A 26,536-nucleotide genomic window follows, 5' to 3' on the forward strand; every position below is an offset into this window, starting at 1 on the left:
TGTGGAGTGTGCGGGCCGTGCCGAGCCGTCAAGGACGCCTTCGGCGGCGCGTTGCGCTGGGCTTCGCCCATCCTGGACTGCTCGCCCCGCCCCTGGACCTGGCTGGCTATCGGGCGGCCCCTCCCTTGTGGCGCCCGACCGCAGGTCAGGTGCCGTGTAGGTGGGGAGATCCATCGAGCAGGTGTGAGGTCACCCCCAAGCAGGGGGTGACCGGTTTCAGCGAGCCTCATCACCCTCCTCCTAGCCTGTCGTTCTTCTGCGCTCGGCTCGAATCAGGATCGCGACTCAGCCTGGGTTCCCCGCGTGAAGGGTGCCTTTTGAAGAGGGACGGGCGGATCAGTGACCCACTCGATCGGCAAGTTTCTGTGCCGAGGCGAGCGTGGCCGTGACGTCTCTATCGATGGCAGTAAGCGCCGTGCTGACAGCAGCGGATGTCGTGGCCCGGGTCAGGACCAGGCAGTCGGCAGCGGTGGTCCGGACGTCAGCGAGGTAGCGAACCCACAGGCGCTCGGCTGCGACAGGCACGGCCGGGTCGTACAGCCGGGCGTCGTCCCTGGCGTTCTCCTTGAGGGAGGACAGCTCTTCGCAGGCGGGAATAGCCATCCGTGCCACGGTCCGTACGTCGTCGGGGTCGCCGGCTGCCGCCTTCTCCACATTGGCCAGTGTGTCGATCGCGCCCCCGTACCGGTCCACCGTGTCGCCCGCGTACCGCACCCAGTCGGCTAGCGGGGAGATTCCCGTACGGATGTGCCCGGTCGGGGACGTGGCGTATTCGAAGAGCAGGTCGTCCCGTGGTAGAGGGGCGACCATGACGATCGCCTGGTAGGCGGTAACGGATAGGACCAGGCTGACAGCGACCGCGTTGACGCAGCCCACCATGACCCGCGGCCTGGCGAGGGGACCCACCCCGGCGGTGCCACCAGTCGCGGCGGCGATGGTCCGAGCGTGGGCGCGGCTTCGTAGCAGTGAACTACCGGCGTGGGCCAGAGCACCGACGACCGCGGAGAGGAGCAGTCCGGGGGCGAGCACGTAGCCGAGCGTGTATTCGGCCAGCGGTAGGAAGCGGATGGGGTACCAGCTGCAGGTGGTCGTCAGGTTGTTAAGCGGTCCGAGGCAGCCGTCGACGCTGCCTTTCAAGTACTGGCCGATAACGCCGGTCACCCCGGTGATTCCTGCCGCGATGAGTGTGGTGATCAGCGGGTATCGGCTCTTGGCGGACGCCCCGACCCAGACGGCCACCACGGCCATCGTCGTGCAGATCACCAGTACGGCCCATGCCAGGTCGAGGTTACTGTCGACCCGCCAGCTGTGCGCCGCGAGCGCGGGACGGGCGATCAGCGGCTCGGCCAGCAGGCCGAGAAGGCAGGCAAGCCCACCGAACTCACCGGTCCGTACGACCCAGTCCAGGTCGGGCGCATTCACGGCGGGCGGCACCGCCCCCGGCTGCGCATGATCCAGCCAATTGCCCTTCTTCTTGGCCTTGCTCAGGTCCCGCCATTTCTCTGTGTGCACGGCCCGCCACACCGCCAGAAAGAGGAGCCAGGCAAGCAGTGCAATCACGAAGAAGCCTGCGGGTCCGGCCACCATCATGAGCAGGAGGAGGCCGAACAGCCCCGCAAACAGCGTGGCCACCATGGCCCCAAACAGCACGTTCACCAGTACGGGCTGGAACCAACTTGGCATCGAACGCTCCAGTCGCGTGAACGCGCCGTCGACGGCCCGTCCAGCCCTGACCAGCACACTTGGGGCAGCCATCGGCAACCGGGCGAGCCATAGTTGGAGCGGGACCAACCAGAGGAGCGGCACCGCCCACCATAGGCCCGAAAAACCCAAGTCACTGCCCGGCAATGCGGTCAGCAGGGCGGTCAGCCGCAGCAGCCACGGTGCATGTGCGGCAGATAGGTCGGCCCGGGCAAGTTGATCCTCAATGGAGAAGTGCCAGCCGGTGACCCACTGTTCGGTGTGCCACCACAGTAAGACAAAGGCCAGGACGAGACCGGGGGCCATCAGTCCGGTGATCATGGCACTGTTCAGCGACTCGCCACGGTATGTCCTGATCCGCAGCTCTGCGAACTGCCCCGTCCAGGCGGTCAGCACAACCACCACGGCAACCAGGAGCAGGAGGACCTCCGGGTGCGCGGGCAGCGGCTGCCCCGCCTCGCCCACGCTGGCCGTCAACTCGCCGACGGCCAGACCGGTTCCCAACCACACGCCGGCGACCCAGCTGGAGGGCAACCGACGCCCCGTGAGCACCGCGTGCACCATGGCCCGCCACAGCGCCACCCCACCGACGCCCACGGTCAGTCCGGCGATGAGCAGGTACTGCACCATCCCGGCCCAGGACCCGGCCGCGCCGACAGGCGAGGCAAGTTGCGCGGACGCGATAGCGGCTGTCAGCCCGGTGCCGAACACCGGCAGTGCTCGCAGCGCGAACAGCGCTTCGGGGGCGGTCAGCGACTGGCTACGCAGCCGCCATGACGGGTGGTTGCGCCACACCTCCGTAAAGGCGGCAGTGGCCCGTGCCCGGCGGCTTTGGTACGGGGCAGCGTCATAACCGTCGTACCGATCGGGCAGCAGGTCATTGCTGTTGACTCGCCACCGGCGCACGGCCGTTCGGTCGGCATAGAGTTCGCGGGTACGCAGGATATCGGCCCGGGTGAGGTAGGCCATCACGATGATGAGGGCATCCTGGAACACCGGGGCTGCCCCGGGCGCAGTGCCGCCGACCAGCCGGGTGGTGACGATCACCGCGACATCGGGGAGCAGCACGGCGCAGAGCAGCACCCGCCACATCGCCACCGTCGCGTAGGTGATGCCGACGTCGCGGTTGTGAATGTGCGCCAACTCGTGCAGGAAGATAGCCCCAAACCGCTTCGGGGCGGTCTCCCGGGTGACGACGAGACCAGCGTTGAGCCGCACCGTAGGCGCGCGTTGTGTGCCAAAGACAACGGCGCTTGCGGTTACCGCTCCGGGGGCCACGACGAACCGCGGCCGGGCACTCAGCTCCCCTGCCCCCACGAATGCCTCCGCGAGGCGGTCGAACTCGGCGGCCAACGTACCGCCGTCTCCGATCTCCGCCAGCGGAACGACCCCCGAGCGCCGCTCTTTCCAGTCCGGCAGCCTCCGGTATAGCCATACCGTCACGCCGACGAGTACGACCGGGGCGGCGTACGACACCCAGACCAGGTCTCCAGGGTGGCCGTTACCGGAGACGGCGGCTACCCGCGAGGCCAGGTCATGAGCCACCCCTGTGCTCGCCGCGACGAAGAGCACCAGGAGCAGGACGAACCTCTGGGTCGTACCGGCGGCCAGCACCCGTTCATCGAGCACGGCCGATTGGTCGTGGGTCGGCGCGGCGGCCGCCGCCGCCCTCATGTTGCGTCGGTGCCCACGCTGCCGAGCTGGATACGACCGACGACGCTGGCGGCGAGTTGTTCGGCCCTGGCCCGCTCCATACCTGCCTTGCTAGCCATCTCCACTACCCGGCTCTGCACTTCGAGCAGTTCGGCGGGACCGAAGTGGGGCAGTGGCGCCGGCTCGGTACCGACCCTCCGCCTGCGGAACAGAGCACGAACTCGCGTTTGCAGGCCGTCCGACGCCGACTCCGCCAGCCGGTCGGTGACCTTCTGGACAGCACCCCAGATGATCGGCGTCACTAGCACAACGACCTCGCCCACGCCGAAGCCGAGCGGATCATCTCCTTTCGTGCCGGTGGCGAACCGTCGGCCGATCTCCGCGTCATCGAACTGTTCTAACCCGGCCAGCAACGGCAGTTCCTGCGGGGCGAACTCTCGCAGCACGTCCCGCACCACCTCCACCAGCAACGGACCCCGACTCTGGCCTAAGCCCTCGCCACGCTCCACCGAATCGATACCCATCAGACCTCCCCGTCGCCACCGCAGGACCTCAGTCCCCGGCACTGCAGCACCACAACAGCGTCCCATGTAGGCGGTTGCGGAAATCACAGTACAAACCTTCAAGCCCCGAGGCGCTCTATTCCCCCTTCTTGTCCCGCTTGTTGGCCCCGTCCTCAGCTCGTGCAGCGAGGTACTCGGCCCAGCCCCGCCGGGCATAGGCGACCCAGCGCAGCGCGGTGTGGCGGTGCGTCCCGGTCACGTCGGCGAGGATCGGGCTGGGGAGATCAGCAGCGAGGGCGGCCAGCGCCGTGTTGCGAGCGGTGCGAACCGGGATGCCGTGGCGGCCCAGCTTCTGGGGCATGCCGTGCGTCGAGATCGGCTTGCCCGGGACCATGCCCGGGAAGAGCCACCGAGGCCCTGGGTGGACTCGCGAGAGCTGCGGGCGCAGTTGGGGCTGTTCGGCAAGTTGACGGAGGAGCTCGGCGAGCCTTGGCGGCAGTAGCGAAATTCATCCTGCTCCTCGGGGAAGTAGCCGGCCCGCAAGGAGCTGTACTTCCTCACTCCCCGGCATTGCAGTTGAGCGCTGGACCAGGTTCGGTCGCCGACCTTGTAGGTCATCGTCCGCCTGACCTCCTGGACAGACACCTCGGTTCCGACGGCCTTCAACGCCTGCGTCGCCGCATCCGTACCTCCGCCTGGGCCGAACACCTGGCGCACCCTCCTGCGCCGACTCCTGGCCCGGATCCTGGCCGGCCTCAGCCGTACCCGGTAGTCAGCGCCCGATCGGCGCCGCGGGCGCCCGATCGGCGCCGCGGGCGGCCGCTCGGCCCGTAGGCAGGCCAGCCTCCCGGCCGGGCGGCGCCGTCGGCCTGGTTCGGCCGGTGCTCGCTCACCTCAACCGAAAGGCGAACATGACCGAGACCGAGAACATCTACGCCGCCGACGAGCCGGGCTGTGTGAGTGTGTCGGTCGACTACCGGCTTGCCCCGAGACCCCGTACCGGGGCCCGCTGCGTGACTGCTACGCCGCTCTGACCTGGCTGCATGACGACGCCAGCCGAGCTGGACGTCGATCCCGCCCGGATTGCCGTCTATGGCGAGAGCGCCGGCGGCGGCCTGGCCGCGACGCTGGCCCTGTTCGCCTGTGACCAGGGCCGCGTACCGGTGCGGCTGCAGGTGCTGATGTATCCGATGCTCGACGACCGCACTGCCACCCGCACCGACCTCAACCCCTATACCGGCGAGTTCATCTGGACCCCCACCAGCAACACCTTCGGCTGGACAAGCCTGCTCGGTCATGAACCCGGCCGCATCGCCACCAGCCTGGACCACGACCTGAAAGCCGCACTGAAGCAGGCATTCACCGCCCGGCCTCGGCCGGCCGTTCCCGGATCGTCAGTCCGGCGGCACATGAACCGGATTGCGTGCTGGTCGGGGCGTCGCAGTCGCCGCAGATGCCGTCGGCGGTCCGCAGCGGGCTGACGTGGCCGGCCGGGACCGCCTACCCCGGCGCGTCGGGGCTACCGCGCAGGCTGGAGCACCGCCACCAGCTGCCGAGCGGCGTCAGGGGACATGAGGATGTCGTGGATGCGGGCGGAGAGGCGGGCGGCCGCCTCCGCGCGGGGGAACATGGCCCGCTCGTAACGGTGAGCGGCCGCGTCGGGGGCGTACGGGTCGGCGGCGAGGGTGAGGCCGAGTTCGGCCCCGTCGAGCAGGGCCGCGTTGGCGCCCTCGCCGGCCGGCGGCATCAGGTGGGCGGCGTCGCCGAGGAGGGTGACGCCGGGCACGTGCGCCCAAGTCAGCCCGACCGGCAGCGCGGACAGGGAGCGGACCGCGAGCGTGTCGTCGCACGCGTCGATCAGGTCAGTGAACTCCGCCGCCCAGTCGGCGAACTGCTCCCGCAGCCGTGCCCGGGCGCGAACCGGGTCGTCGAAGGGGATGCCACAGGTGGCGGGCCAGTCCTCGGCTCCCTGGAAGGTGAGGTAGACGCGCAGCCGGCCGTCGCCGTTGAGCTGCGCGGACAGTGAGCGGCCGGGGCCGAAGGCCCAGTAGTTGCCGCGTCCGACCCGGGCGGCCAGGTCGGGCCGGGCGTGGGCGAGGTCGGGGATGCCCAGTTCCACGACGTGGGCGCCGAGAGGGGCCGGCCGGGCGTCGGTGACCAGGGGGCGTACGCGGGAGTTGGCGCCGTCCGCCCCGACGAGCAGGTCGCACTCGGCGGTCCGGCCCCCGGTGAAGTGCAGGCGGTGGCGGCCCCCGGGCAGCGGCTCGGCCCGCTGGAGGCCGTGGCCCCAGGCGACGGCGCCCGGCGGCAGCGAGCCGAGGAGGATCGTGCGCAGGTCCGCACGGTCGACCTCGGGGCGGTCCAGCGGGGCGTCGTCGGGGGTGTCCTGCCGCAGCAGGACCGCTCCGGTGTGGTCGAGCAGCCGGTGGTCCTGGCCCTCCCGCCGCGCTATGGCCAGGAACTCCGCCTCCAGCCCGGCCTCGCGCAGCGCGCGCTGGCCGCTGTCGGGGTGGAGGTCGAGCATGCCGCCCTGGATCCGGGCGGCCGGTGATGCCTCGCGCTCGTACACGACGGCCTCGATGCCGTGCATGTGCAGGACGCGGGCCAGGACCAGGCCGCCGGGCCCGGCTCCGACGATGGCGATGCGTGGCATGGGTGTGCTCCTTCGGCCGGAATCGGATTCGTATCGATACGCTGTATGGCGACGATACACCGTATCGACAGGAGATCGATACACTGTATTGAGACGAGGAACGGTCCAAGGGCCTCAGACAGAGGTAGGGGAGTCCATGCTCATCTGGGAACGGCCAGAGCCGGCCGTACGGTCGTCGCTCAGTCCGCTGAGCCGCGACCGGATCGTGCGGGCCGCGATCGGGCTGGCCGACGGTCACGGCCTGCCGGCGGTCTCGCTGCGCAAGGTCGCCGCAGCCCTCGACGCCGGCCCGATGCGGCTCTACCGCTACGTGGACACCAAGGAGGAGCTCCTCGACCTGATGGTCGACGCGGTGTACGCGGAGATCCCCCTGCCCGAACCGGGCGAGGGGGACTGGGAGGCATGTGTACGGACCCTCGCGCACGGTCTGCGCGGCGCGGCCCTGCGCCACGAGTGGTTCGCCGACCTCCTCGGCGGCCGTCCGCAGCTCGGTCCTGCGGCCCTCGGCCACCTGGAGGCGACCCTGGCCGCCCTGCGCCGCGCCCCGGGCATCGGTGACGACGACCCGAACGCCCTGATGCGCGCCCTGCAGGCGGTGAACGGCTACGTGCTCGGTGCCGTCCGCCACGAAATCGTCGAGCTGCGCGCCGAACGCGAGAGCGGCCAGACGGAACGCCAGTGGCAGGCCACCTCCGGCTCCTACCTCCGGCGCCTCTTCGCCGTCGGCCAGTACCCCGCCCTCGCCCACCTCGTCACCCGCGGCACGGACCAGGACCCCGCCGCGATGTTCGCCGCCGGCCTGGACGTCATGCTGACCGGCCTGGCGGCTCCGGCCTAGCCGGCGCGGACGCCGGCAGCGGGGCCCGTCACGAGAGCGAGGCTGGCAGCCGTAAGCGTCAGGATCGACGAACGGGGCCTGGCGGCGGGAAGCACTGCGGCGCGGCAGGCCGGGCGTGTCGAGGTCCGGTTCCGCGCCGCCTCCGGGGTCACCGAGATCCTGCACCCGCCCCTCCCCCGATCGACTGCTCCTGCGGTTCGCGGATGCGCCTGCACCTCACCCGGGACAGCGGCGGCGCCCCGGGGCTCAACGTGGGTCGCTTCGGTGAACTCCGCGTGTTTCGACGAGCACTACCTGTGCGCGATGCACAAGCGCAGCACGTACTTCGAGGCGCCGGCGGCGGGCCGCCACCCTCGCCGGGCGGCGCCCGCACTGCTGCGCTCAGTGCCTGAGGTCCGCGTCGTCTACCTTGACAGGCAGGGCTACCACGACGTTCGGTTCATCGGCACGGTGAGTACCGGTCGGTCGCCCTGGGACTGAACCCGGTGGGCATCTCCCGCCACTGACACCGGACCGGAACCGCCAGATCACCCCGCACGACTGCTGACCGGCATCGAGCAGGAGGGTCTCGCCGCGACGGCGGGCCTTGATTCTCTGGTCCTGCCCGGCATTGGCTCGCGCGGCCTGGCCACATCAGTGGGGTTCGACGGTTCCGGGTCCCTCGACACGCCCGTCGGAGCCGAGACGCCCTGAGTGGTGATCGGGCCGACCGACTGGGCGCTGGTCATGGCCGCGGGCCCCGAGCCTGAGCGCGACGTGGTCCGCGCTCGTCGCCGTACTCGTCCGATGTGCTGCCTGTCGGCGTGTCCGCGCGCGCTGGCGCCCGCAAACCCAGTGACGCGTTCGCACGGCCACGCCCCTCGGACGGGTGCAGGCTCGGGATCGAGATCCCGTTTTTCGAAAAGGTGTTATGGCGGCTTCCGCCGCGAGTCTCCTTCTGTGTCAGGCCAAGCAGTGACGTACGAGGAGAGACAATGCAGCACCGCGACGATGAGCTCATGACCTGGATATCCGCCGACCGAGCCGTACAGGAGGTTTCGGAGGGTTCGGTGACCGGGCGCCGCAAGCCGCGTCGCAAGGCTCGCCGGAAGGCTCCGCTGCTGGGAATGGCGGCGGCCATGGTCGTGCTCACCGGAGCCGGCGCCTATGCCCTGTCCTCCGGGTCATCCCAGGCGCAGTCTCCTGCCGGTACGGCCGCGGCGAGCGCGCCCTCGGCGTTCCCCGGCCGGGCGGGCGACCCGGGCAGTTCGGTGCCTGCCCAGGCCGGCGCCAGTCCCAACGCGAGTTCCAGCGCCAGCGCGTCCGCCAGCCCAAGCCCCAGCTCCGGCGCGGGCACCCAGGCGTCCGCCTCTGCCGAGCCGCAGGCGAAGCGGTCCCCCGCGGCGCCGCCCGCGAACCGGGAGCAGTCCGCCTCAACGTCGGCCGGCCGGCCGACGGGCGCGGGTCCGGTGGGCGGCGACCCCTCCGTCCGCGGTCCCCGCCAGTCGACGCAGGCCGTCAAGGACGCGCAGGCCATGTCGCTCCAGCTCCTGAACGCGGAGCGGGCCACGGTGGGGCTCCCGCCGCTCGTGCTCAAGCAGGACCTCAGCGATTTCGCCCAGGGCTGGGCCAAGCACATGAGGACCACGGGATTCGGTCACTCCTCCGACGGGGACACCGCCTATCTGAAGTCCGGCTCCCGCACCTGGATCGGCGAGAACATCGTGATGTGGAGCGACTCGTCGATGACCGCGCAGGAGGCCGCCGAGAAGTTCCAGTCCATGTGGCGCCACAGCCCCGGCCACTACAAGGCGCAGACGAACCCGAAGTTCACCGAGGTGGGGGTCGGCATCTACCACGACGAATCGGGATGGTGGGGCGTGCACAACTTCTCGGACGGGAAATGACGGCCGAGAGCGTGCAGCCCGGCTGAACCGCTGCCGAACCCCTCCCCGGGCTGACGCAGCCGGCGGGCTGAGCGCCTCTGACCCGTACCCAAAGGCGAACCGGGCCACGCCGAGCCCCCTGAACTCGGTGTGGCCCCTCCCGCCACTTCCGCGCCAATGGGCTCGGTTGTGGTGATGGGTGCGGGGCCGGTTCCATGCGTATGTTCCGCCTCGATGACCCGGTGGTGACGCTGGTGGACGACGTGGAGGAAGACGAGCATGTGTCCGGCTGGTCCACGGAGGCAGACGCCGAGGCGTTGGCCGAGCTGGCGGCTGGGGAGTCCGGGCTGACCGTGAAGCGGTTGATGGTGCCCTGCATGGCGCCGGTGGCAGTGTTGGGCCCGGCGCGGGTGTCGGGCTGGTTCCTTTCGGGGCGGGCGGGGTTCAGGTGGGGCTGTCGTGGCCGGCTGGGCTGAGGGGTGCTGTCTCGGAAGGTTTGGTGGGCGTGGTCCGGCACGGCGTTCCGTACGTCGGCCCGGGGAGGCTTGCGCGTGCAAGCGGCGCCGCCGCGCTCCGAACGACCCGCTGGCTCAGGCGACGCCTCGCCGACTTCTTCCACACCTGCCGACATCGAAGAGGCACGAGCGACCGCTCGCCGCGAGCGCCGGATCCAGGCTGTCCCGACCCCGCTGCGCCCCGCCGTCCGAGCGTTCGCCGAGGCGCTGGTGGTCCAGCGAGAGAACGCCGAGCGTCTCGGGCTGCGACCGAATCAGCTCAAGACCATCGAGATCCGCCTCGACACCATCCGGGACCTCGCACGGACAGCCGCGGCTACGACGGCGGCAAGCAGATCAACGGCCGCAAGCGGCACGCCGTGGTCGACACCCTCGGCCTGCTGTTGGGCGTGATGGTCACGAGCGCGGACACCGGCGACCGCACCGCCGCCCAGGTCATGCTCAAGCAGGTGACCGACGCGCACCACCGTCTCGCCCTGGTCTGGGCCGATGGAGGCTACACCGGCAGCCTCGTCGAGCACTGCCTGGCCGCGCTCGCGCTGGTCCTTGCAATTGTCAAACGCAGCGACGACATGCGCGGCTTCGTGGTGCTGCCCAAACGGTGGATCGTCGAGCGGTTCTTCGCCCACCTGATGCGCACCCGCCGCCTGGCACGCGACTACGAACGCCGCACCGCGAGCGCCGAGGTGATGGTCTACTGGTCGATGATCCTGCTCATGAGCCGCCGCCTGGCCCGGCCACGGCCTGCGCGAGCGTGAACCGGCCCGGCGCGGGCTCGGCCAGCCAGCCAGCCGCGCGCGGCCAGGCGCTTCGCCTTCGACCGCAGTGCTTCCACCCGTGCCGGCACCACGTCCATGCCGAACGCCGCGGCCATCTCCTGGCAGGTCAACGGCCCCTGACCGAGCCGGAGACGGTCCGCGAGCGCCCTGAGGATGCGCTGGTAGTCCGCCGGCAGCACAGACCAGGCCAGTCCCTGGCGCCACACCGGCACCTGCGACTTCGGCTTCACCGCATCCCGGGCCGCCGGCTGAGCATCCACATCCCGCGGATCCGCGCTGACCTCCGTGTCGGCGGTGTCGCCGCTGTTCGGAGCCAGCACCGTATCGACCCGCCTGCGGGCAATCGCCCACTCCTGCCATTCCCGCTCGACCGCGGCCAGCTCGGCCTGAATACGGCCGGCCTCCTCCCGCAGCCCGTCGACTCGACGGCGAGCGGCGAGCTCGTGCTGTTCCAGCAGTCCAACGACCGACGGCATCCGCGACCTCCCGGCAAGAAACGACCCGACAGGCCACGACTCCCACCGAATCACCGACCCTATGCCCGACCAGCGGAAACGCAGCGATCACGCCCGGAAAGACAACAGCTTCTTACTCTGACGAGGGTTCGTAGTCGCCGACGGCGGAGTGTGAGACAGCCTCGCGCTCGTACAGGTCGGCCATCATCTCGGCCCACTTCCAGGCGGCCATGCCGGGGTCGACGAACGCGGCGCCCAACTCGTCCCTGAGCGTTCTGGTGAACCCCGGCGGGGCGATCTCAGAAAGGACGACGACTTCGGCACCGTCGCGTTCGACCGCGGCCCGTGCCGCTTCGCGAACCCGCTTGAAGAAGGTGGTCGGATCGGCTTGCGCGGCGGGAATCGACATCTCCACCGAGCGCACCGAGGCCAGGTGCCGCTCCATTCCCGTCAGCAGCGCGTTCTGCTCGACCTGCGGCGTCCACTTCCGACGCCCGACGATCACCGAGAACCGGTGGCCGAGGGTGGAGGCCAGCAGCATGCTGGCCTCGCCCATGCCGATGACGGGCAACTTCACGCACTCCCGGAGCACATGCACGCCGACGTCGAAGAAGCACCCGACCACTGATGCGCGCGCGCCGACGGCTTCGGCTTCGCGGGCCAGTTCGACGACTGGACCGATCACCCGCTGCCCGGCCTCGCGGTACTCCAAGTGGGGTGGCCCGTCCTCGAGATGACGCACCACCACGCGGTGATGCGGGGCACGCACTGCCTCGATCGCGAGTGACACTTCCTCGTCGAACGCTGCCGTGCCGACAGGGTTGATCCACTAGATGGTTCCCATGGAGATCTCACGCCCACCCGGCACCGACGCCGACGAGGACGTCGTCCCGGCGTCGTGTGAGCAGTTCTGCCAACTCCGGCACCCGCACCCACTCCACGGCACGGGAGAAGTCCTCCCGGGACGCGTGCAGTTGCTTCACGTACCTGCTGTGCATCATCGCTGCCACCGCCGAGATCTCTGGCCCGAGATGGGCATTGAGCAGCCACCGGCAGAACAGCGCGACATGGGAGAACGCCCACGTTCCGTGCAGGAACCCGAACACCGGTCGATCCGTTTCCAGCCACGGTGCGTAAAAAGTCGCATCACTGCGGTGAATTTCCCCTGCGACGTCCAGTGCGGAAAAGAGGTCGTTGAGCTCCGTGTGTGCTGCCTCGTGAATGAGTTCGCGGCTGACGTAACGATTCTCGGTGAAATAGTCCAAGTGCGCTGTGGCCGGTAGCGCGCTAGTGGTCCAGCTCCGGATCTTCGCATCGTCGGGAATCAATTCGGAGATGAGTGCGATGACGCGAGTGTTCCTGAGCACAGTCGCGCCGAACCCGGCATCCACGGCGGTGCCCAGGGCGCGTGTGACGAGATCGCGGTCAGCGGTGGTGGCGGTCGCGCAGAGCCTGGAGGAAACAATCGCAACAGGGGCCGAGGAACGCGCGACATTTTCGCTCAGGGACGCGTCATCGGTGAGTTCTCGCCATGCGGGATGCATCAGAATGATCGGGCTGCCCTCTGCCTGAAACGGCCCCAGCGACGAGGCCCCGTCGGTTCGCAACGCCATCGCGGAACTGATCGCCTGGCAGTCACCCTCCCTCACAGCCCGGCTCACCCCCTCGAACACGTGATGCGCCAACGCGTACCGCAGGGGAAGATCAGAATTCGCGACATCGCCCCAGGCGTACTCATCCTCGGCTCCAAGGGAACGCAAGACACCGTCAATACGTGCGATCTTCGCCTGCCGATAGGCGTCCACCTGTTCACGCAGATTGGTCGGCAACGTGTAAGTCGACATTCGGCATCCCCTGATCTCTCCGTTCCATTGCTTGAATGACCACTAAAACGGAGGGCGGCAGGTCTCACCCGGCCGCCCTCCACGCGCAGTCAGTCGGCAGAAACCGCAGAGAGGGATCCCGCCTCTTCACTCAGACGCCAGGTTTGCGCGTCGCCGTGAGGCGTATGGACGGTCGGGCGAATCGTCGCCTCGTCACGACGGAAGTCGCCGAGGAGTTCGTGCAGTTCGCCGAGATCAACATTATTGCTCATTTTGGCTCCTTTGGCATATGGTGGGAGGGTCAAAATTTTAGCTACCTGATTCACTGTCAAGCAAAACTGACTGGATTTATCGGCGCCTCATAAAGCAGACAACACCCATCATTATCGACATGCCAGATAAATGGTCCAATCTCTGGTTCACCTCCTGGTGCAGGGTGATTTCCAAGCCGGGGTGATCTTGTAGGCGTGCAGGTCACAGCGGTGTGACGATGTCCAGAGGGCACGCGACGTACCAACGAGAGCTTCGATGTGCCGCCAGTCTTCCACCGTCTGCCTGATCAAGCCGCCCACGCGTCAGCACCGTGCGATGGGGCCGCTGGCCGGACGGTTGCAGACACTGGACGATCGGCGGTGCCGGCGCGTGTCGGCGATCACGAAATTCGGCTCTGGCGCTGATCTTGTGACGCAGTCGGGACAGGGCGTGAGGAGCACGCGTTTGCGGAGGAAGTCGAGGTTGGCTCGTCCATACCCTTGCCTTTGAAGTAGTTTCGTCCTTGTGGCCTGCCCTTCGACCTGGCCGGAACTCCAGGGGTGGAGAGCCCGGCGGTGACGGCGTCGATGTCGCGGCTCAGTCCGTTGACGAGGGAGTGCAGGGCGGGCAAGTGGTCGGCGAGGACGCGGTCCATCCAGGCGGGCAGTTGGTCGCCCCGCAGGTCGCGCATCATGGCGGCGAAGTCGCGGACGTGGTGGGTGACGGCGTCGAGTTCGGGGCGGCCAGTCCGGATCTCCTTGAGATCGTCGGCATCATCGACGGTCAGGTTTCCGGGGTCCGTCATGATCCAGCGGAGGGTCTGACACGAAAATAGAGTTGCCCGTGCAGGTCAGCCTGCTGCGATCGGATCGAAGCGGACGGTCAGGCCGAGGCTGTTGGCTTCCTTGATCATTCGGCGCATGGCGCGTTCGGGATCGCGTTTGGCGAAGTAGTCGGCCCCGAGTTCCCGGTAGACGGTGTGGTCCGGCAGCACGTGCCAGATCGCGATGGCGAGCTTGTGCATGACGGCGACCATGGCCCTCCTGCCGCCTCTGCGCGCGGAGATGCGGCGGAAGAAGACCGAGAGGTAGGAGTCCTTGTTCCTGACCGCGGCCATGGCGGCGGTCCCGATCAGGCGTTTGAGGTTGCTGTTGCCCTGGCGGGTGCGTCCGGACTCATTCACTCCCGCCGACGCGTTCTGCCCCGGGCAGACGCCGATCCAGGAAGCGAGGTGCTGAGCGGAGGTGAACTGGGCCATGTCCCCGCCCGATGCCGCGGTAGCGCTGCCACGCCCCCTCCGAGAACTGAGATGACGCTGCGTCACCACCGAATGTGAGCCGGAGCCGTTCACTGGACAGACCCCCATCTACGTCGGCGGCAACGAGGTCGCCCCCACAACGGCCACAAGTGGAAGGCCAAGTGGTGGACGCAGGGCGAGGAGCCCGGCACCACCGGCGAATGGGGCGTCTGGCTGGACGAGGGCGCCTGCTGACCGGACGTCACCTCACGGCCACCGGCGCCACCCGGCGCCGGTGGCCGCGGTGCCGGGGTCAGCTGAGGCCGAGGTCGGACAGGGCGGTGGTCCAGTCGGTGACGATGGCGTCCTGGGCGTCGGCGAGGCTGACGTCGCCGACGTAGACGGCCTTCTTGAGCTTGTTCTCGACGGTGTCCTTGTTGCCGGCGGTCCTGGTGCCGTACTCGGGCTCGGGCCAGAGGTCGAGCGCGCTCTTGGGGGAGCCGCCGAGTTCGAGGGGGATGAAGTGGTCCTCCTCGTAGTCGGAGGTGCTGGTGTCGGTATAGCCGTACTCGACTATCTGCTTCTTCTTCAGGGCGGTGGTGTACGAACTGGAGGGCCGTACGGTCGCGGTCCAGCCGGAGACGCAGATCGTCGAGTCGATCATGGACTGCGTGACGTCCGCGTTGAGTGCGCCGGGCTGGCAGCCGGGGTCGGGCAGCGGGAGGTAGCTCTGGCTGCAGGAGGCGGCGTGGGCGGTGCCGATGCCGAAGGTGAGGCCGATGGCGCCGAGGGCCATGGTGGGGATGGCCGTGAGGATGACGCGGCGTATTCGGGACGTGGTGGGGGCTTCCGGTGTGTGCCCGGCAGGATTCCGGGCCGGTGTGGGCATGACAGCACCGGGGAGTTCTATGCGGGTAGAGCCTTTGCCTGGAGCGGGCTCGGCTTGTCCAAGGATTTGTTCAAGTCATATCATGACGCCATCAAGTCATGGCCGATGCTTTGTTGTTGGCGTGGCATGGCGCGCATCCGGTCCAGGATGAGAGCTTCGAGTACGACAAGACGGGGCGCCCATCGTGATTTCCGCGTTACTGAACATCGCCAGACTGCTGGCCCGGCCCGAGTGGATACGCCGCCATCACACGAACACCCGTGTACGGGAAGGGAAGTTCGCGGGCGAGAACACCGAATCGGTCGTGGTCTTCCTGGTCGGCATCAGGATCAACTCCTGGTGGCAGGTGCGCCACTGGCTGCCCCTGCTGCTGGCCATGCCGACCATGCTCCGCGAACTGGTGACCACGGCCGACAGCGGCCTGCTCGGCTACCGGCTGCTCGTCGGCCCCGGACCACGGCAGGCGATGCTGGTGCAGTACTGGAGCGGCCCCGAGGAACTGCGCGCCTTCGCCGAGGACCGTACGGGTTCGCACCGCTCGGCGCAGCGGCGCTTCTGGCGGCACTACGCCGACTGTGGCGGCGCCGTCGGCTTCTGGCACGAGATGTTCGCGGCCGGGCGAGGCGCCCACCACAGCCTCTACGGCAACATGCCGCCGGCCGGTATCGGCGGGCTGTACGGGCTACGTGAAGCGGCCTGGGCCCATCAGCCGTCCCCGTCCCCATCGCCGTCCCCCTCGCTGTCCCGGCCGAACAGCTCGGCGTACAGATGATCGGCCAGTTCGCCGGTCGTCGGCTTCTCGAACAGCATCCGCGCGGGCAGGTCGAGCCCGGTGAGCCGGTTGAGTCGGGTACGCACCTGGATCACCGCCAGTGAGTCGAACCCGAGGTCGGTGAAGGGCCGGTCGTCGGGGAAGGCGGCCTGGTCCGGTTCGCCGAGCCCGAGCACGGCGGCGAGTTCGGCGCGCAGCAGGTCGCGCAGCTCCGGCTTCGTCATCCGCGCGGGCCAGCTCCGCCGGGCCGGGGCCGGTGGCAGGTGCTTGCGCACGAGGCCGCCGACGATGGGTGGCGGGGCGGTCGCGGCCGGGTCTAACAGGACGGGCACCAGCACGGGTTCGGCCGAGCCGAGAGCGGCGTCGAAGAGGGCCAACCCCTGTTCCGCGCTGAGACCGGCGATGCCGGACTCCCGCATACGCCGCCGGGCGAGGCCGGAGATCTGCTCGCCGAGACCGCTGCCCGGCTCCCACAGCCCCCAGGCCAGTGACACCGCCGGCAGGCCGAGCGCCCGGCGATGACAGGCCAGCGCGTCCAGGAACCGGTTGGCCGCCCCGTAGTTGGCCTGCCCGGCCTTTCCGAAGACGCCGGCGACGGAGGAGTAGAGGACGAACGCCGACAGTGGAAGTTCCCTGGTGGCCTCGTGCAGCACCCAGGCGGCGTCGGCCTTCGGCTTGAGCACGGTGTCCATACGGGCCGGGGTCTGGGCGGCGAGCACGCCGTCGTCGACCACCGCCGCCGTGTGCACGACCGCCGTCAAGGGCGGGTCGCAGGCCGCGATCAGCCGCTCCACCACGGCCCGGTCGGCCACGTCGGCAGCGACGATCCGTACGTCGGCGCCCAGCTCCGACAACTCGGCCCGCAGGCGCTCCGCGTCCGGCGCCGCAGGGCCGCGTCGGCTCACCAGCACGAGATGGGCGATGCCGTGCTCGCGGACCAGATGCCGGGCCAGCAGCGCGCCGAGCGAGCCGGTCCCGCCGGTGATCAGCACGGTCCCGGCCGGGTCGAGCGGCCGGGCGTCGCTCGGAGCGGCCCGGGTGATCCGCAGCGCGTGCGGCACGCCGTCGCGGACGGCCAGTTGCGGTTCGAGGCTGCCGCCGACGAGGTCCAGCACGCGGTCCGCCGGAAGGCGGGCATCCCCCACGAGGTCGACCAGGGTGATCCGTTCCGGGTGTTCGGCGGCGGCCGCGCTCACCAGACCCCCGACAGCGGCGGCCGCGAGCTCCGGATCGGGCGCGGTGCCGTTCCTGGTGAGGACGACGAGCCGGCCGGCACCGTGATCCTGCCAGTGGTGCAGCGCCTCCAGCGCACGGGTCGTCAGCGACCGGACGTCGTCGCCCCAGCCGTTGAGGATCTCGAGGACCGTCGTGTCAGCGGTCGCCGGCGCGGCCGGCACCGGGATCCATCGCGGGCGGAACAGCATGCTCTCCTGCGGCGCCATCGGCCTGGTGAACATCGACGCCACCGCCGCGACCGGTGCGCCCGCGTGGTCGAAGACATCGACGGCGACGGTGTCCGATCCGGTGCGGACACACCGGATTCGCGCGCTCCTCACGCCCGGTGCGTACAGCTCCACGCCGCCCCACACGAACGGCACCCGCGCCCCGCCCGCCGGGCCCTCGGCCAGCGCCGCCGCGTGCACGGCCGCGTCGAGCAGCACCGGATGCAGCCCGAACCGCCCGGCCACGCCCTCGGGCAGGTCGATCTCGGCGAACAGCTCGTCGCCCCGGCGCCACAGCGCGGTCACCGCGCGAAAGGCGGGCCCGTAGGCGAGGGCGAACGCGAGGGCGTCATAACGGCCGTCCACGTCGAGCCGCTCGGCACCGGCCGGCGGCCATTCGGCGGCGTACGGCTCGGGCGCCGGACCGCACGGCCGTAGCCGGCCCGAGGCGTGCCGCGTCCACGGACCGGCCGCGCGCTGCTTGGCGTAGACATCGATGCGCTGCCCGTCCACGACCACCTGGAGCTGGACTTCCTTGCCCGGGGTCAGTCGCAGCGGTGCCTCGATCGTCAGCTCGTCGAGGCCCGCCGTCCCGGCGTGCAACGCGATGTCGACGAACGCGGTCGCGGGCACCACGACCGCGTCGCCGACGACATGGTCGGCCAGCCAGCTGTGGGCCCGGACGCCGATCGAGCCGCCGTGCACGATCCGCGGGGAGTCGGGTGCCACGAGGGCCGGGCCGAGCAGCGCGTGGTCGAAGCCGCCGACGCCCGGCTGGCCCTGCCGGCCCGGCTGGGGAGGATCGAGCCAGTAACGCGTGCGCTGGAAGGGGTAGGTGGGCAACGGCACCGGCCGGGCGCCGCTGCCCGCGAACACCGATCGCCAGGCGACGGGGATCCCGGCGGTGTGCAGCGAGCCGAGCGCGGTCAGCAGTGCCTCGCCCTCGTCGTGACCGGCGCGCGTCGCGGGCACGGCGGGCAGCACAGCGGCGGCGGCACGGCTGAGGACGGCGTCGGGGCCGACCTCCAGGCAGATGGTCACACCGGTCTCGACGAGCGTGGACAGTGCGTCGGCGAACCGGACGGTGTGCCTCGCGTGCCGCACCCAGTACGCGGCTGAGCACATCGCGTCGGAGTCGGAGAGCCCGCCGGTCAGCCCGGAGACCACCGGAGTCCCGGGGCGGTGGTAGGTCAGGGTCTCGGCGACCTCGCGGAACTTGTCGAGCATCGGCTCCAGCAGCGGGGAGTGGAAGGCGTGGCTGACGCGCAGCCGGGTGCTGCGCCGGAAGCGGCCCGCGAGGGCCGTCGTCGCGGCCTCCTCGCCGGACACCACGACGGCATGCGTGCCGTTGACCGCCGCGATCGACACCCGGTCGGCGACCTCGGCCACCAGCGGCGCGACCTCGGCCTCGGTGGCCTCCACCGCGAACATGACGCCGTCGGCGGGAAGTTCCGCCATCAGCCGCCCACGGGCGCCGACCAGAGTCGCCGCGTCCTCCAGCGACAGCACACCGGCGACGTGCGCGGCGGCTATCTCGCCGGCCGAATGCCCGACCAGCACATCCGGCCGCACACCCCAGGACTCCAGCAGCCGGTGGAGCGCGACCTCGAACGCGAAGAGGGCGGCCTGCGCGTGATCGGTACGGTCCAGCAGCCTGTCCGGTCCGGTGCTGAAGGCGATCTCGCGCACCTCGCCGCCGAGCGCCCGGCACGCCTCATCGAAAGCCTCGGCGAACACCGGAAAACGCTGCGCCAGGTCCCGGCCCATGCCCGCCCGTTGCGCACCCTGACCGCTGAACAGGAACGCGATACGCGCGCCTGCCCGCACCGCCGTACCGCCGCCTTCGCCGCTGGCCAGCGCGCGCAGCGCGGCCCGGTCCCCGGCGGCGACCATGGCGCGGTGAGCCAGCGCCGTACGGCCCACTGCCAGCGTGTAGCCCACACCGATGTCGTCCGGCGCGTCCAGCAGCGCGGTGGCGACGGCGCGCAGTGCGTTGCCGTCGGCGGCGCTGAGCAGCCAGGGAGCGGCGGGGAACCCGGGCCTCGCGACCGCGACCGGATCCTCGGCAGGGGCCTCCTCGATGATGACGTGCGCGTTGGTCCCGCCGATTCCGAACGAGGAGACGGCGGCCCGTCGCGTCCGGCCGCCCGCCGGCCACGGCTGGGCGGTCGCGAGGAGTGAGACGCGGCCGGCCGACCAGTCGATCCGGGGGCTCGGGTTGTCCGCGTGGAGCGAGGCCGGCAACTGCCCGTGCCGCATCGCCTCGACCATCTTGATCACACCGGCCATACCGGCCGCCGCCTGGGTGTGCCCGAGGTTGGACTTCACCGAGCCGAGCCACAAAGGCCGGTGGTCCCGGCCCTGGCCGTAGGTCGCGAGCAGCGCCTCGGCCTCGATCGGGTCGCCCAGCGGCGTCGCCGTTCCGTGCCCGTCGACCGCGTCGACGTCCGCCGCGGACAGCCCGGCATCCGCGAGCGCCGACCCGATCACCTCGCGCTGCGCGCGGGCGCTGGGCGCGGTGAGCCCGTTGGACGCGCCGTCGGCGTTCGTCGCCGAACCCCGCAGTACCGCCAGCACCGGGTGCCCGTTGCGGCGGGCGTCGCTGAGCCGTTCCAGCAGGACGAGCCCGGCGCCCTCGGACCAGGCCGTGCCGTCGGCGTCCGCCGCGTACGACCGGCAGCGGCCGTCCGGCGACAGACCGCGCTGCCGGCTGAAGGCGAGGAAGGTCCTCGGCGTCGACATCACGGTCGCGCCACCGGCCACCGCGAGCGAGCATTCGCCCGTACGCAGAGACCTCGCTGCCCAGTGCAGGGCGACCAGCGAGGACGAGCAGGCCGTGTCGACGGTGACGGCGGGACCGGTGAGCCCGAAGGTGTAGGAGATCCGCCCGGACGCGACGGCGTGCGACGACCCGATGCCGAGGCGGCCCTCCAGCTCATGGGCCTCGAACCGGCTCGCGTAGTCCTCGTTCATGACGCCGATGAACACGCCGGTGCCGCTGCCGCGCAGCGTCGTGGCGTCGATGCCCGCCCGCTCGAACAGCTCCCACGAGGTCTCCAGCAGCAGCCGTTGCTGCGGGTCGGTCGCCAGCGCCTCGCGCGGCGACACGCGGAACATCCCCGCGTCGAACTCGGCCGCGTCGTAGAGGAAACCGCCGCGCTGGGTGGTGGAGGTGCCGATCCGGTCCGGGTCGGGGTCGTACAGACCGGCCAGATCCCAGCCCCGGTCGTCGGGGAAGTCACCGGTCGCGTCGACGCCGTCGCGGACCAGCTGCCAGAGATCCTCCGGCGACCGGACACCGCCGGGATACCGGCAGGACATCGCGACGATGGCGATCGGCTCGTCAGAGGCGGGCGGTCGCACGATGATCGGCTCGGGCACTGGCTCGGCGGCCACGAGGCGCGCGAGTTCGCCGATCAGCTCGCCGGGGGTCGGGAAGTCGTAGACGAGCGAGTGCGGCAGGTCGATGCCGGTGAGCGCGGCGATCCGGTGCCGCAGCTGTACGGCTGCCAGCGAGGACAGGCCCAGCTCCGTGAAAGCGCGCTCACGCCATCTGGCGTCTCCGAGATCCTCGCCGCACAGGACGGCGATCTCCTCGCGTACGAGTTCCGCCAGCGCCGCCGGGCTTCCAAGCTCGCGCGGACCCGCCGTCTGCTCGGCCATGGCCCTGCGCATGGGCTTGCCGGAGGACGTATGGGGAATCGACTCGACCGGCCGGAATTCCACCGGCACCTTGAACAGCGAGAGCCGTCCCAGGCACAGCCGGCGCAGCTCCCCGGGACTGATGGAAACGAAGCCGTCCGGGTCCGCCGGGACGACGAAAGCCACCGGGACCTCGCCGACCAGGTCGTCCTTCCGGCCGGCCACGAGCACGTCGCGCACCGACGGCGATTCGGCGATCACGGCCTCGATCTCCAGCGGGTGCACGTTCTGGCCGCCGCAGATGATCACGTCGTCGATCCGGCCGGCGATCGTGAGGCGGCCGTCGTCGATCCGGCCCGCGTCGCCGGTCCGGTACCAGCCGTCATCGACGAAAGGACCGGGCTGCCCGTGGTAGCCCAGCATCAGTCCCGGGGTGCGGACCAGGATCTCCCCGTCCGCGATGCGGATCTCGACTCCGTGGACGGGGGTCAGCCCGGACTCGCCCGGCAGTTGGACGGCGATCTTGCCGCTGGTCTCGGTGGCTCCGTAGCAGTCCAGCAGGGGAGTGCCGAACAGGTCCATGACGGCGGCGCGGGTCGCCGCGCCGCAGGGCGCGCCGGCGCTGACGCTCAGCCGTGGCGCGACGGCCACGCCCCGCGTCTCGTGCGTGAGCTGGAGGTAGGTGGCGGGTACACCGGCGAGGACGCAGCCGGGATGCTCGGCGAGCAGCGCGGGCAGGTCGCCGTCGGCGATCCGGGTGTGCGCGCCGATCGCCATCGTGCCGGCGAAGGCCAGCGACAGCGCGAAGCAGTGATGCAGCGGCAGCGGCCACACGACGGTGTCGTGCTCGGACAGCCCGAGCATCGGGACATAGCAGGCGGCCGCCGACCACAGCATCGCGCGCTGGGTGGTCAGCACTCCCTTCTGCGGGCCGGTGGTGCCGGAGGTGTAGAGTAGCCAGGCCGGTTCGTCCATGCCGAGGTCGTCAGCCGGCGAACCCGGGCCGGGGGCCGGAGGGTCTTCGACGATCAGTACGCGCAGCTGCGGCCGGCGCTCGCGCAGCCGTTGTGCCATCGCCGCGTGCCGGGCTTCGGTGATGAGCAGCGTCGCCCCGGAATCGTCGGCGCAGTACGCGAGTTCCGCCTCCGGCGAGCGGACGCTCACCGGCACGCCGACAGCGGCCGACCGCAGCACCGCCAGGCAGTATTCGGCGAACTCGACCCGGCTGCCGACATGAATCAGCACCCGGTCACCGCGAGCCACGCCGAGCCCCGTGGCGAGCGCACCGCTGCTGGCCAGCAGCTCCCCGTACGTCACCGTGCGGCGGTCGTCGGTGAACGCGGGCCGGTCGGGGCGGTGCCCGGACAGGGAGGTCACCAGCGGTCGTAAGAGCTCTTCCCGAACTGGCGTCACTGCCCAACCTTTCGGAATTCTGTGCAAACGGGCATGGTCTGACAATGGAAGCGATTAGTCAAATACCCGACGGGGAGCCTGAGTTGGTGGCCACGATGCCGGAGCCGCTCGGCCCGGACTCGCTGACCTGGAAGTATCTGGGCGACTGGCGCGGACTTCTCGCCGCGCTGTGGGCCGGGTCGATGCAGAACATGCACCCCGGGCTCGGCGCGGGCGTCGAACAGCACTCGCGGTTCTTCGAGGAGCGCTGGCAGCGGCTGTTCCGCTCGCTCTACCCCATCAGCGGAGTCGTCTACGACGGCCCGCGCGCCCGCCGGACCGCGCTCGAAGTACGCGGCTACCACGACCGGATAAAGGGCGTGGACGCCCAGGGCCGCCAGTATCACGCGCTCGATCCCGACACCTACTACTGGGCGCACTCCACCTTCTTCGTCAGCACGATCCTGATCGCCGAGCGCTTCGCGGGCGGCATCGGCGAGGCGGAGAAGCGCCAGCTGTTCGACGAGCATGTGCAGTGGTACCGGATGTACGGCATGAGCATGCGGCCGGTGCCGGACAGCTGGGAGGACTTCCAGCGCTACTGGAAGCACATGTGCGCGGAGGTCCTGGAGGACAACAAGGCCACCCGGGACGTGCTCGACATCGCCGGGATCGCGCGGCCGCCGTTTCTGCCGTGGCTGCCGGACCCGGTGTGGCGCCCGCTCGGCGCGCTGATCGCGCGCAACTTCGTCTGGTTCACCATCGGGCTCTACGACCGCGAAATCCGCGACCTGCTCGGCTTCACCTGGACGCAGCGGGACGCCCGGCGGCACCGCAGGGCCTGCCGGGCGGTCAACGCCGTGTTCAAGCTTGTCCCGCACGACCGCCGCTACCACCCGCGGGCCCGGGCGGGCTGGCGCCGCGCCCGCGGTGCGGCGGGGGCGGACGCCGGGCCCGTCGACACTCCCCGGCGGAATCTGCCGCCGCTGTCCGAGCGCGGCAAGCCGGAGCACTACGTGCCGGACAGGTCGGACAGGCCCTAGTAGGGCTTCGTTACTGACGTTTTCAGGGTGGGGTCGGTGGGTTGATGGTCAGGCCTGTGGCGGTGAGGCAGCCGTCGATCAGGTGAGGCCGGTGCTGGATCCTGCGAAACTCACGGCGGAGTTTGCGGTCGAGGCCGTCTGAGGTGTCGAAAGCGGTGTTGGCCATCGCGCGACGCACGAGCGACCAGACGGCTTCGACGGGGTTCAGGTCGGGAGCGTAGGGCGGAAGCCGGACGGTGGTGAGCCAGTCGTGCTCGGCCTCGTACTCTTTCAGTCCGGCCGCGAGATGGGTGTTGAGATTGTCCCAGACGACCATGATCGGTCCGCCGAGCTGGATGTGCGCCCGTACCAGCAGGTCGCGGTAGTCCTTCCAGGAGAAGCTCTTGCGTGCGCCCTTGAGGAGGAGATGGGCGCGGGGCCGGTGGATGAGACGGCTCTTCTCGCCGGGTTTGTAGCAGCACAGTGCGGCGACGGAAGTCCGGCGGCGGGACCTGCCCCTCACCCGGATCACGGGGGTGCACCCGCGCCGGCCCCACGTCCGGGCACGGGGTGGTGTCATCGAGAAGCCGGCTTCGTCCTCGAAGACGATCCAGGCCCCGGCTGCCGCCGCGAGCCTTTTACCCGGGGCCACACCTCCTTCTTCCACAGCTCGACCGCGTGCTCGTCGCGTTCGAGGGCTCTGCGGGCGGGTGCCTGCCAGGACCAGCCGTGCCGTTTCAGCAGCCGCCACACCGTCGCCACCGACAAACTCACCCGCAGACATCGACGGACCACGGTCTGGACCCGGGCCAGGGTCCAGCGTTCGTCTTCGAAGCCATGCGCCGACGGCCCTTTGCCGAGTTCTTCCTCGAGTACGGCGAACTGGGTATCGGTGACGGTCGGGGAGTTCGCCGGACCGATCGAGCGCAAAGCCTCCATGCCGCCCTCGCGCCAGGCACGACGCCAGCGTTCCACCGACCTCACACTCACCCGCAGGTCCTTCGCGATCACCGCGGTCTTCTCACCCGCCGCGAACCGCTGCCCGGCCTGAAGCCGGATCCCCTCACGAAATGCCCGACGCTCAGGAGTCAGGCCCCCACCCTCCGGATACCTCATACAACCGGCATACCGCAGGGATCATGCACCGTCACTACCCGACGACAAAACGAAAACCTCAGTAACCGCCGCCGAGGCGTGATCCGAGGCCAGGTGCAGCGACACGCCCACCTGGCAGTTCGTGACCTTGCCCGCGGTGCCGGTGTACTGCCGCGACACACACGCCGAGGCATTGCCGTCCTTGAGGAACCCGGTGTCATCGAAGACCAGCACGGTGGGCCGGACCACCGCTTCCATCTTCCAGGCCAGCCGGGCCCGCACATGCGCCGGATCCCACGGGCTGGTGGTGACGAAGTGGGCCAGGGCCTGCCTGTTCCCGTCCACGCCCAGCCGGGCAGCCATCGGCTCGACCGACTTACGCTGCCCGTCGGTCAGCAGTCCCCGCAGATAGACCTGCCCCCACCGGCGCTGGTCCTTCCTCGCGAACGGCTCGAAAACCTCCGCCGCGAACTCCTCCAACTCACCACGCACAGCCGCAATCTCGTCCGGAGTCACACCCTCTCAACACAACATCGGACCAGAAGGACACGCTCAACCACCACCAAGCTGACCAAGCACTACTAGGCCGTGTCCTGCCGATCAGTTGAGTCGTTGATACGACTATGGGGAGTAGGGGTGATCTGACTGACGGCCAGTGGGAGCGGCTCCGGCCGCTGCTGCCGGTGAGCAACGGGCGTTGTGGCAGGTGGCGGGACCACCGGCAGGTCATCGACGGCATCCTGTACCGGACCCGGACAGGCGTGCCGTGGCGGGACTGAGGTGATCCCCGCGGTGTGGACACACCTGACAATGGATCTTGGTGATCCTGGAAGGTGTAGATCCACGTGGCAAGGCCCTCGAAATACAGTGCGGAGTTCCGGTCCGACGCGATCGCGTTGTGGCGGGCCTCGGCCGGCAGGCGGACGTTCAAGGACGTCGCGGCCGATCTGAACGTCAACCCCGAGACGCTGCGGACCTGGGTGCGTGATGCGGACGCACCGCCGGCCGCCTCCGGTGCGTCCCAGGACACCGCGGCCGAGCTGGCCCGGCTGCGGGCGGACAATGCCCGGCTGCTGAAGAACGAGAAGGAATGGCAGCTGGAGCGGGAGATCCTGCGCCGGGCAGCCGCGTATTTCGCCCGGGAGATGAAGTGAAGGCCGCCGCTTGGGACTTCGTCTCCGCCCACGCCGAGAAGTTCGGCATCAAGCGGATATGCCGGGTGCTGGACGTCTCCCGCTCCGGCTACTACCGGTGGATCGCCGGCGCCGAGGCGCGGGCCGAGCGGCGGGCCGCTGATGACGCCCTGGTCGCCGAGATCCGCGAGATCCACGCCGAACACCGCGGTAACTACGGTGCGTTGCGCATCCATGCCGAACTGCGCGGCTTCGGCCACACCGTCAACCGCAAGCGCGTCGCGCGTCTGGTGCGCAAGCACCACATCGTCGGCCGCCACCTGCGCAAGAAGAAGCGGACCACGATCGCAGACCGGCTTGCGCCGCCGGTGCCGGATCTGGTCCAGCGGGACTTCACCGCTGGGGCTCTAGACGAGAAGTGGTGCGGCGACATTACATACGTGCAGGTCGGCGCCGTGTGGCTCTACCTCGCCTGCGTCATCGACATCCGCTCGCGCCGAGTGCTCGGTTACTCGATGACCTCGCACATGCGGGCCGAACTCGTCATCGACGCGCTCCAGGCCGCGGTCGCGGCCCGCGGCGGTGACGTATCCGGGGTGATCTTCCACGCGGACAGGGGCTCGCAATACACGTCGTCCGCGTTCGCGCAGGTCTGCGACCGGTACGGCATCCGCAGGAGCATGGGCAAGGTCGGCTCGAGCTACGACAACGCCCTCGCCGAGAGTTTCTGGCAGGGGCTGAAGAGGGAGACGATGCACCAGAGGCTGTTCTCGAGGATACTTGGGAGTTCTCGCTTGTTTGTCCGGGGTGATTCTCGTTTGGGTGTCCAGTCTTTAGCGTTGCGTGGTTGTTCAACTTGATTGGCTTCACGGGGT

Annotated in this window: 23 protein-coding genes and 4 pseudogenes; 11 read left to right on the forward strand and 16 right to left on the reverse strand. The window is 69.8% G+C overall.

Annotated features, from left to right (window positions below):
• Positions 1 to 336: 336 nt before the first annotated feature.
• The 3 genes from AB0I68_RS35845 to AB0I68_RS35855 all read right to left on the reverse strand — a co-directional run bounded on the left by AB0I68_RS35845 (position 337) and on the right by AB0I68_RS35855 (position 4,218).
• On the reverse strand, positions 337 to 3,330 hold the full coding sequence (locus AB0I68_RS35845) for a M48 family metalloprotease (RefSeq protein ID WP_363181589.1): 2,994 nt from the start codon (positions 3,328 to 3,330) through the stop codon (positions 337 to 339).
• Positions 3,331 to 3,371: 41 nt separating this feature from the next.
• Entirely contained in the window at positions 3,372 to 3,878 is a 507-nt protein-coding gene (locus tag AB0I68_RS35850; RefSeq protein WP_363181590.1) for a hypothetical protein, read from the reverse strand.
• Positions 3,879 to 3,993: 115 nt separating this feature from the next.
• The gene (locus AB0I68_RS35855; RefSeq protein WP_363181592.1) at positions 3,994 to 4,218 is read right to left on the reverse strand and encodes a hypothetical protein; all 225 of its coding nucleotides are present in this window, start codon (positions 4,216 to 4,218) and stop codon (positions 3,994 to 3,996) included.
• Positions 4,219 to 4,768: 550 nt separating this feature from the next.
• Here AB0I68_RS35855 and AB0I68_RS35860 point away from each other — a divergent pair.
• Together AB0I68_RS35860 and AB0I68_RS35865 are read left to right on the forward strand one after the other, a co-directional pair.
• Positions 4,769 to 4,891: a hypothetical protein gene (locus tag AB0I68_RS35860; RefSeq protein ID WP_363181593.1), complete on the forward strand. Its 123-nt coding sequence runs from the start codon at positions 4,769 to 4,771 to the stop codon at positions 4,889 to 4,891.
• A 9-nt stretch (positions 4,892 to 4,900) separates the two neighbouring features.
• Positions 4,901 to 5,338 (forward strand): alpha/beta hydrolase fold domain-containing protein, encoded by a 438-nt coding sequence (locus AB0I68_RS35865; RefSeq protein ID WP_363181594.1) that lies wholly within the window; start codon positions 4,901 to 4,903, stop codon positions 5,336 to 5,338.
• A gap of 38 nt (positions 5,339 to 5,376) precedes the next feature.
• Here AB0I68_RS35865 and AB0I68_RS35870 read toward each other — a convergent pair whose 3' ends face one another.
• Positions 5,377 to 6,510, reverse strand: a complete 1,134-nt coding sequence (locus tag AB0I68_RS35870) for an NAD(P)/FAD-dependent oxidoreductase (protein ID WP_363181595.1) — start codon at positions 6,508 to 6,510, stop codon at positions 5,377 to 5,379.
• 136 nt (positions 6,511 to 6,646) lie between these two features.
• On the opposite strand from AB0I68_RS35870, the gene AB0I68_RS35875 reads away from it, so the two are divergent.
• Positions 6,647 to 7,348, forward strand: a complete 702-nt coding sequence (locus AB0I68_RS35875) for a TetR/AcrR family transcriptional regulator (RefSeq protein WP_363181596.1) — start codon at positions 6,647 to 6,649, stop codon at positions 7,346 to 7,348.
• 264 nt (positions 7,349 to 7,612) lie between these two features.
• Positions 7,613 to 7,828 (forward strand): hypothetical protein, encoded by a 216-nt coding sequence (locus AB0I68_RS35880; protein WP_363181597.1) that lies wholly within the window; start codon positions 7,613 to 7,615, stop codon positions 7,826 to 7,828.
• Positions 7,829 to 8,492: 664 nt separating this feature from the next.
• Here AB0I68_RS35880 and AB0I68_RS35885 read toward each other — a convergent pair.
• On the reverse strand, positions 8,493 to 8,864 hold the full coding sequence (locus tag AB0I68_RS35885; protein ID WP_363181598.1) for a hypothetical protein: 372 nt from the start codon (positions 8,862 to 8,864) through the stop codon (positions 8,493 to 8,495).
• Here AB0I68_RS35885 and AB0I68_RS35890 point away from each other — a divergent pair.
• The 3 genes from AB0I68_RS35890 to AB0I68_RS35900 all read left to right on the forward strand — a co-directional run bounded on the left by AB0I68_RS35890 (position 8,863) and on the right by AB0I68_RS35900 (position 10,486).
• Positions 8,863 to 9,234 carry a CAP domain-containing protein gene (locus AB0I68_RS35890; RefSeq protein WP_363181599.1) on the forward strand — a complete coding sequence of 124 codons (372 nt, stop codon included), beginning with the start codon at positions 8,863 to 8,865 and terminating at the stop codon, positions 9,232 to 9,234. The two genes, AB0I68_RS35885 and AB0I68_RS35890, sit on opposite strands and share 2 nt — an antisense overlap.
• 194 nt (positions 9,235 to 9,428) lie before the next feature.
• Entirely contained in the window at positions 9,429 to 9,689 is a 261-nt protein-coding gene (locus tag AB0I68_RS35895; protein ID WP_363181600.1) for a hypothetical protein, read from the forward strand.
• Between the two features lie 398 nt (positions 9,690 to 10,087).
• Positions 10,088 to 10,486 carry a transposase gene (locus AB0I68_RS35900; protein WP_363181601.1) on the forward strand — a complete coding sequence of 133 codons (399 nt, stop codon included), beginning with the start codon at positions 10,088 to 10,090 and terminating at the stop codon, positions 10,484 to 10,486.
• Here the strand turns inward: AB0I68_RS35900 and AB0I68_RS35905 are convergent.
• The 7 genes and pseudogenes from AB0I68_RS35905 to AB0I68_RS35935 all read right to left on the reverse strand — a co-directional run bounded on the left by AB0I68_RS35905 (position 10,443) and on the right by AB0I68_RS35935 (position 15,163).
• Positions 10,443 to 10,983: pseudogene (locus AB0I68_RS35905) on the reverse strand (hypothetical protein). The gene AB0I68_RS35900 and the pseudogene AB0I68_RS35905 sit on opposite strands and share 44 nt — an antisense overlap.
• Positions 10,984 to 11,095: 112 nt before the next feature.
• Complete coding sequence (locus tag AB0I68_RS35910) at positions 11,096 to 11,788, reverse strand: aspartate/glutamate racemase family protein (protein ID WP_363181611.1); 693 nt, start codon at positions 11,786 to 11,788, stop codon at positions 11,096 to 11,098.
• Positions 11,789 to 11,813: 25 nt separating this feature from the next.
• A complete protein-coding gene (locus AB0I68_RS35915; protein WP_363181602.1) occupies positions 11,814 to 12,806 on the reverse strand; it encodes an HEXXH motif-containing putative peptide modification protein in 993 nt (330 codons plus the stop codon).
• An 89-nt stretch (positions 12,807 to 12,895) separates the two neighbouring features.
• Positions 12,896 to 13,057, reverse strand: coding sequence for a hypothetical protein (locus AB0I68_RS35920; RefSeq protein WP_363181603.1), 162 nt, complete (start codon positions 13,055 to 13,057; stop codon positions 12,896 to 12,898).
• Between the two features lie 380 nt (positions 13,058 to 13,437).
• Positions 13,438 to 13,842: a hypothetical protein gene (locus AB0I68_RS35925; RefSeq protein ID WP_363181614.1), complete on the reverse strand. Its 405-nt coding sequence runs from the start codon at positions 13,840 to 13,842 to the stop codon at positions 13,438 to 13,440.
• A gap of 45 nt (positions 13,843 to 13,887) precedes the next feature.
• Complete coding sequence (locus AB0I68_RS35930) at positions 13,888 to 14,403, reverse strand: transposase (protein WP_363181604.1); 516 nt, start codon at positions 14,401 to 14,403, stop codon at positions 13,888 to 13,890.
• Positions 14,404 to 14,587: 184 nt separating this feature from the next.
• Entirely contained in the window at positions 14,588 to 15,163 is a 576-nt protein-coding gene (locus AB0I68_RS35935; RefSeq protein ID WP_363181605.1) for a hypothetical protein, read from the reverse strand.
• A 184-nt stretch (positions 15,164 to 15,347) separates the two neighbouring features.
• Here AB0I68_RS35935 and AB0I68_RS35940 point away from each other — a divergent pair, with 184 nt between their 5' ends.
• Positions 15,348 to 15,935 carry a DUF4188 domain-containing protein gene (locus tag AB0I68_RS35940; RefSeq protein ID WP_363181606.1) on the forward strand — a complete coding sequence of 196 codons (588 nt, stop codon included), beginning with the start codon at positions 15,348 to 15,350 and terminating at the stop codon, positions 15,933 to 15,935.
• Here AB0I68_RS35940 and AB0I68_RS35945 read toward each other — a convergent pair.
• Complete coding sequence (locus AB0I68_RS35945; protein ID WP_363181607.1) at positions 15,869 to 22,432, reverse strand: type I polyketide synthase; 6,564 nt, start codon at positions 22,430 to 22,432, stop codon at positions 15,869 to 15,871. The genes AB0I68_RS35940 and AB0I68_RS35945 overlap by 67 nt on opposite strands.
• A 95-nt stretch (positions 22,433 to 22,527) precedes the next feature.
• On the opposite strand from AB0I68_RS35945, the gene AB0I68_RS35950 reads away from it, so the two are divergent.
• Complete coding sequence (locus AB0I68_RS35950) at positions 22,528 to 23,454, forward strand: oxygenase MpaB family protein (protein WP_363181612.1); 927 nt, start codon at positions 22,528 to 22,530, stop codon at positions 23,452 to 23,454.
• Positions 23,455 to 23,476: 22 nt separating this feature from the next.
• Here AB0I68_RS35950 and AB0I68_RS35955 read toward each other — a convergent pair whose 3' ends face one another.
• The 3 genes and pseudogenes from AB0I68_RS35955 to AB0I68_RS35965 form a co-directional block, all read right to left on the reverse strand.
• The gene (locus AB0I68_RS35955; RefSeq protein WP_363181613.1) at positions 23,477 to 24,013 is read right to left on the reverse strand and encodes a transposase; all 537 of its coding nucleotides are present in this window, start codon (positions 24,011 to 24,013) and stop codon (positions 23,477 to 23,479) included.
• The gene (locus tag AB0I68_RS35960) at positions 24,010 to 24,549 is read right to left on the reverse strand and encodes a winged helix-turn-helix domain-containing protein (RefSeq protein WP_363181608.1); all 540 of its coding nucleotides are present in this window, start codon (positions 24,547 to 24,549) and stop codon (positions 24,010 to 24,012) included. Before AB0I68_RS35960 ends, AB0I68_RS35955 begins: the two co-directional genes overlap by 4 nt.
• A 63-nt stretch (positions 24,550 to 24,612) precedes the next feature.
• A pseudogene (locus AB0I68_RS35965) lies at positions 24,613 to 25,044 on the reverse strand (transposase); the annotation flags it as partial.
• Between the two features lie 107 nt (positions 25,045 to 25,151).
• On the opposite strand from AB0I68_RS35965, the pseudogene AB0I68_RS35970 reads away from it, so the two are divergent.
• Positions 25,152 to 25,304: pseudogene (locus tag AB0I68_RS35970) on the forward strand (transposase); the annotation flags it as partial.
• A 69-nt stretch (positions 25,305 to 25,373) separates the two neighbouring features.
• A pseudogene (locus AB0I68_RS35975) lies at positions 25,374 to 26,425 on the forward strand (IS3 family transposase); the annotation flags it as partial.
• Positions 26,426 to 26,536: the final 111 nt, after the last annotated feature.

The organism is Streptomyces sp. NPDC050448, from assembly GCF_040655295.1.
In the GTDB taxonomy this organism is placed as follows: Bacteria; Actinomycetota; Actinomycetes; order Streptomycetales; family Streptomycetaceae; genus Streptomyces.

Coding starts and splice junctions, on each gene's coding strand:
- AB0I68_RS35850 (WP_363181590.1), bottom strand. CDS start 3,878: ATGGGTATCGATTCGGTGGAGCGTGGCGAGGGCTTAGGCCAGAGTCGG.
- AB0I68_RS35855 (WP_363181592.1), bottom strand. CDS start 4,218: ATGCCCCAGAAGCTGGGCCGCCACGGCATCCCGGTTCGCACCGCTCGC.
- AB0I68_RS35860 (WP_363181593.1), top strand. CDS start 4,769: ATGACCGAGACCGAGAACATCTACGCCGCCGACGAGCCGGGCTGTGTG.
- AB0I68_RS35865 (WP_363181594.1), top strand. CDS start 4,901: ATGACGACGCCAGCCGAGCTGGACGTCGATCCCGCCCGGATTGCCGTC.
- AB0I68_RS35870 (WP_363181595.1), bottom strand. CDS start 6,510: ATGCCACGCATCGCCATCGTCGGAGCCGGGCCCGGCGGCCTGGTCCTG.
- AB0I68_RS35875 (WP_363181596.1), top strand. CDS start 6,647: ATGCTCATCTGGGAACGGCCAGAGCCGGCCGTACGGTCGTCGCTCAGT.
- AB0I68_RS35890 (WP_363181599.1), top strand. CDS start 8,863: ATGTCGCTCCAGCTCCTGAACGCGGAGCGGGCCACGGTGGGGCTCCCG.
- AB0I68_RS35885 (WP_363181598.1), bottom strand. CDS start 8,864: ATGGCCTGCGCGTCCTTGACGGCCTGCGTCGACTGGCGGGGACCGCGG.
- AB0I68_RS35895 (WP_363181600.1), top strand. CDS start 9,429: ATGCGTATGTTCCGCCTCGATGACCCGGTGGTGACGCTGGTGGACGAC.
- AB0I68_RS35915 (WP_363181602.1), bottom strand. CDS start 12,806: ATGTCGACTTACACGTTGCCGACCAATCTGCGTGAACAGGTGGACGCC.
- AB0I68_RS35920 (WP_363181603.1), bottom strand. CDS start 13,057: ATGAGCAATAATGTTGATCTCGGCGAACTGCACGAACTCCTCGGCGAC.
- AB0I68_RS35925 (WP_363181614.1), bottom strand. CDS start 13,842: ATGACGGACCCCGGAAACCTGACCGTCGATGATGCCGACGATCTCAAG.
- AB0I68_RS35930 (WP_363181604.1), bottom strand. CDS start 14,403: ATGGGGGTCTGTCCAGTGAACGGCTCCGGCTCACATTCGGTGGTGACG.
- AB0I68_RS35935 (WP_363181605.1), bottom strand. CDS start 15,163: ATGCCCACACCGGCCCGGAATCCTGCCGGGCACACACCGGAAGCCCCC.
- AB0I68_RS35950 (WP_363181612.1), top strand. CDS start 22,528: ATGCCGGAGCCGCTCGGCCCGGACTCGCTGACCTGGAAGTATCTGGGC.
- AB0I68_RS35955 (WP_363181613.1), bottom strand. CDS start 24,013: ATGACACCACCCCGTGCCCGGACGTGGGGCCGGCGCGGGTGCACCCCC.
- AB0I68_RS35960 (WP_363181608.1), bottom strand. CDS start 24,549: ATGAGGTATCCGGAGGGTGGGGGCCTGACTCCTGAGCGTCGGGCATTT.